We start from the raw sequence: 3,750 nt of genomic DNA on the forward strand, positions 1-3,750 counted from the left end.
CCAGCCTGGGCGCCGACGGCGCCGTACTCGTCGAGGAGCGGGGCATCTGGTACGGCGAGGCCGCCGTCACCGAGCCGCGCAGCTCCGTCGGCGCCGGCGACGCCATGCTGGCCGGTTTCCTCGCCGGCGGCGGGCACGGCCCCGGCGCGCTGGCGCGGGCACTGGCCTGGGGCGCCGCGGCGGTCCGCCTGCCCGGCAGCCGCATGCCGCGCCCGGCCGACATCGACCCCGCCACCGTCACCCTCCACCCGCCGGACCCGTCCCGGCCCCTCGCTTCCGCCAATCTCCCCCTGACCCAGCACAGCGGCTGATCAACTGCTCATCCCCCGAAGGAGCAAGTCCCATGGCCGACAGTTACACTCCCACGGTCACCGGAACCGGTGTCAAGGCCACCATTCAGCGCATCGGCGGCCATCTGGCCGGCATGATCATGCCGAACATCGGCGCGTTCATCGCCTGGGGCCTGATCACCGCGCTCTTCATCCCGACCGGCTGGCTGCCCAACGAGACGCTCGCGAAGATGGTCGGCCCGATCATCTCGACCCTGCTGCCGGTCCTCATCGCGTACACCGGCGGCCGGATGGTGCACGGGCAGCGCGGCGCGGTCGTGGGCGCGGTGGCGGTGATGGGCGTCGTGGTGGGCACGGACTCTCCGATGTTCCTCGGCGCCATGATCATCGGTCCGCTCACCGCCTTGATCCTGAAATATGTGGACAAGTTCACGGAGCAGCGGACCAAGGCCGGGTTCGAGATGCTCGTGGACAACTTCTCCGCCGGCATCGTGGGCGCCGCCATGGCCGTGGTCGGCATGTTCGGCATCGGCCCGATCGTCCAGGCGGTCACCACGGCCGCGGGCCACGCCGTGAGCTGGCTGATCGGCCACAACCTGCTCCCCGTGGCCTCCGTCCTGATCGAGCCCGCCAAGGTGCTGTTCCTGAACAACGCCATCAACCACGGCGTGCTCGGCCCGCTCGGCGTCGCCCAGGCGGCGGAGACGGGCAAGTCGATCCTGTTCATGCTGGAGTCGAACCCGGGGCCCGGTCTCGGCCTGCTGCTGGCCTACCTGCTGTTCGGCCCGCGCCAGCTGCGCCCCAGCGTGCCCGCCGCGATGATCATTCACTTCTTCGGCGGGATCCACGAGATCTACTTCCCGTACGTGCTCATGAAGCCTCGCCTCATCCTCGCGGTCATCGCGGGCGGCGCGGCCGGGGTGTTCACGTTCATGGTCACCGGGGCCGGCCTGGTCGCCACGCCGTCGCCCGGCAGCATCTTCGCCTACATCGCGGTCACCCCGAAGGGCGGCTGGCTCGGCTCCAGCCTGGGGATCCTCGTGGCCGCGGGCGTGTCGTTCGCCGTCGCCGCGATCCTGCTCGGCTTCGGCAGGGGCGAGAAGAAGGACGAGTCCGAGGACTCACACGAAGCCGTCACCGAACCCGCCACCAAGGAGGCCTGAGCCATGGCCGGCATCGACAGCAAGGACATCCACAAGATCATCGTGGCCTGCGACGCGGGCATGGGCAGCAGCGTGATGCTCGCCTCCCAGCTGCGCAAGCAGCTCAAGGACACCGGCGTCAGCGTCGAGCACACACCCGTGAACTCCATCCCCGACGACGCCGACGTGGTTCTGTGCCACGCCGGGCTCGCCGCCCGCGCCAGGGCCGCCGCCCCCGGGAAGGTGCTGGTCCCGTTCCAGATCTTCCTCGGCGACCCCGCCGTGACCAGGCTGGTGAACACGATCAAGAACGGCGGCACGGTCGATGCGTGACGGCCTGCTCGACCCGCGGGCCGTGCTGCTGCACGAGAGCGCCCCCGACCGCACGGCGGCCATCCGCCGGTGCGGGCGGGCGCTGGTCGATGTGGGGGCGGTCGCGGAGCCGTACATCGAGGCGATGCTCGAGCGGGAGAAGACGATCTCCACGTACGTCGGCGAGGGCGTGGCCATCCCGCACGGGACGAACGCCTCCAAGGAGGACGTCAAGCGCGACGCCATCTGCGTGGTGCGCTTCCCCGGCGGCATCGACTGGGACGGCGAACAGGTCACGCTCTGCGTCGGCATCGCGGCCAAGGACGACGGGCACGTGCCGCTTCTGGCGGCGCTGGCCGAGATCCTGCTCGACCCCGACCGCGCCAGGGCGCTGCGCGAGGCCACCGAGGTCTCTGAGGTGATGAAGGAGCTCACAGCATGAAGGTCGCCAGATTCCACGCTCCCGGCGACATCAGGATCGAGGACGCGCCGGAGCCCGTCGCCGGGCCCGGCGAGCTGAAGATCCGCGTACGGAACTGCTCGACGTGCGGCACGGACGCCAAGATCCTCAAGTTCGGGCACCACCACATCAGGCCACCGCGGGTGATGGGACACGAGATCGCGGGCGAGGTCGTGGACACCGGCGCACGGGTGCAGGTGATCGCGGCGATCCCGTGCGGCACGTGCGCCGAATGCCGGCGGGGCCGCCTGACCGTCTGCCCCAACCAGGAGTCGATGGGCTACCACTACGACGGCGGCTTCGCCGAGTACATGGTGGTCCCCGCCAAGGTGCTGGCCGTGAACGGGGTCAACGCCATCCCGCCCGGCGTCGGCTTCGCCGAGGCGTCGGTGGCCGAGCCCCTCGCCTGCGTGCTGAACGGCCAGTCGCTGGCCCGCGTGGGCGCGGGCGACGACGTGGTGGTGATGGGCGCGGGGCCGATCGGCTGCCTGCACGTACGCCTCGCGCGGGCACGCGGCGCCGCCCGGGTCTTTCTCGTGGACATCAACGCGCAGCGCCTGGCGATGGCCGCCGAGCTCGTACGCCCGGACGCGGCGATCGACGCCGACCCGGTCGAGCAGGTGCTCAAGCTGACCGGCGGGCGCGGCGCCGACGTGGTGATCACGGCGGCGGCCTCGGGCGCGGCTCAGGAGCAGGCGGTGCGGATGGCGGCCAGGCAAGGCCGGATCAGCTTCTTCGGCGGCCTGCCCAAGGACAATCCGCTCGTCACGCTGGACTCGAACCTCGTGCACTACCGCGAGCTGACCATCGTCGGCGCGAACGGCTCCAGCCCCGCCCACAACGCGGAGGCGCTGCGGCTCGTAGCGTCGGGGGACGTGGTGGTCTCCGACCTCATCACCCACCGGCTGGCGCTGCCCCAGGTGCTCGACGGGATCGACCTCGTCAGCCGGGGCGCGGCCATCAAGGTCACAATTGAGCCCTAGGAGGTTCGTGATGGCACATCGAACGGTGGTCGTGGCCTCTGCCAGCGGCCTGCACGCGCGGCCGGCCAAGCTGTTCGTGCAGGCGGCCGCGCGGCTGGGGGTGCCGGTGACGGTCCGGCTCGGGGAGAAGGCGGTGCCGGCGAAGAGCATGCTGGGGGTGCTGTCGCTGGGGGCGGTACACGGCGCGGAGGTGACGCTGGAGGCGGACGGGCCGCGGGCGGAGGAGGCGCTGGACTCGCTGGTGGCGCTGCTCTCGCGCGACCTGGACGCGGAAGAGGCCCTCGATGCCTGACCTGCCCCCTTCCCCCGGCGGTCGGCTCACGGGCCTCGGGGTGAGCCAGGGGCGTGCGGCGGGGCCGGTGATCCGGATGGCCGCCCCTGCGACGCTGCCCCCGCCGCGCCCGGTCACCGACCCTGGCGCCGAGGCCTCCACCGTCGCCAAGGCCCTGGAGGCGGTCGCCGCCGACCTCAACCAGCGCGCCACCGCCGCCAGACGCAGCCCTTCCACGGGCATCCCTTCCACGGGCGCCACTGGTACGGCGGCGGCGGCGAGCGCGGGCGAG

General features: G+C 71.9%; 7 protein-coding genes. All 7 read left to right on the forward strand.

The features are described 5' to 3' along the window. Nucleotides 1-311: PfkB family carbohydrate kinase (locus tag AB0J09_RS58880; protein WP_360712090.1), on the forward strand; the 311-nt coding region annotated here is incomplete at its 5' end. A 32-nt stretch (nt 312-343) separates the two neighbouring features. Next, nucleotides 344-1,453 (forward strand): PTS mannitol transporter subunit IICB, encoded by a 1,110-nt coding sequence (locus AB0J09_RS58885; RefSeq protein WP_360712093.1) that lies wholly within the window; start codon nt 344-346, stop codon nt 1,451-1,453. Nucleotides 1,454-1,456: 3 nt separating this feature from the next. Next, nucleotides 1,457-1,765, forward strand: a complete 309-nt coding sequence (locus AB0J09_RS58890; protein ID WP_360712095.1) for a PTS lactose transporter subunit IIB — start codon at nt 1,457-1,459, stop codon at nt 1,763-1,765. Further along, nucleotides 1,758-2,186 carry a PTS sugar transporter subunit IIA gene (locus AB0J09_RS58895; RefSeq protein WP_360712097.1) on the forward strand — a complete coding sequence of 143 codons (429 nt, stop codon included), beginning with the start codon at nt 1,758-1,760 and terminating at the stop codon, nt 2,184-2,186. The genes AB0J09_RS58890 and AB0J09_RS58895 overlap by 8 nt, the downstream gene beginning before the upstream one ends. Beyond that, nucleotides 2,183-3,187: a zinc-dependent dehydrogenase gene (locus AB0J09_RS58900; protein WP_360712100.1), complete on the forward strand. Its 1,005-nt coding sequence runs from the start codon at nt 2,183-2,185 to the stop codon at nt 3,185-3,187. Before AB0J09_RS58895 ends, AB0J09_RS58900 begins: the two co-directional genes overlap by 4 nt. Nucleotides 3,188-3,197: 10 nt before the next feature. Further along, a complete protein-coding gene (locus AB0J09_RS58905; RefSeq protein WP_360712103.1) occupies nt 3,198-3,479 on the forward strand; it encodes an HPr family phosphocarrier protein in 282 nt (93 codons plus the stop codon). After that, nucleotides 3,472-3,750 (forward strand): phosphoenolpyruvate-utilizing N-terminal domain-containing protein (locus AB0J09_RS58910; protein ID WP_360712106.1); only part of this gene is annotated, 279 nt, incomplete at its 3' end. The genes AB0J09_RS58905 and AB0J09_RS58910, both read left to right, overlap by 8 nt.

Source organism: Nonomuraea sp. NPDC049784, from assembly GCF_040659615.1.
Taxonomy (GTDB): domain Bacteria; phylum Actinomycetota; class Actinomycetes; order Streptosporangiales; family Streptosporangiaceae; genus Nonomuraea.

Excerpts from the sequence above, each read along its gene's own strand:
- AB0J09_RS58885 (WP_360712093.1), top strand. The coding sequence starts at position 344 with ATGGCCGACAGTTACACTCCCACGGTCACCGGAACCGGTGTCAAGGCC.
- AB0J09_RS58890 (WP_360712095.1), top strand. The coding sequence starts at position 1,457 with ATGGCCGGCATCGACAGCAAGGACATCCACAAGATCATCGTGGCCTGC.
- AB0J09_RS58895 (WP_360712097.1), top strand. The coding sequence starts at position 1,758 with ATGCGTGACGGCCTGCTCGACCCGCGGGCCGTGCTGCTGCACGAGAGC.
- AB0J09_RS58900 (WP_360712100.1), top strand. The coding sequence starts at position 2,183 with ATGAAGGTCGCCAGATTCCACGCTCCCGGCGACATCAGGATCGAGGAC.
- AB0J09_RS58905 (WP_360712103.1), top strand. The coding sequence starts at position 3,198 with ATGGCACATCGAACGGTGGTCGTGGCCTCTGCCAGCGGCCTGCACGCG.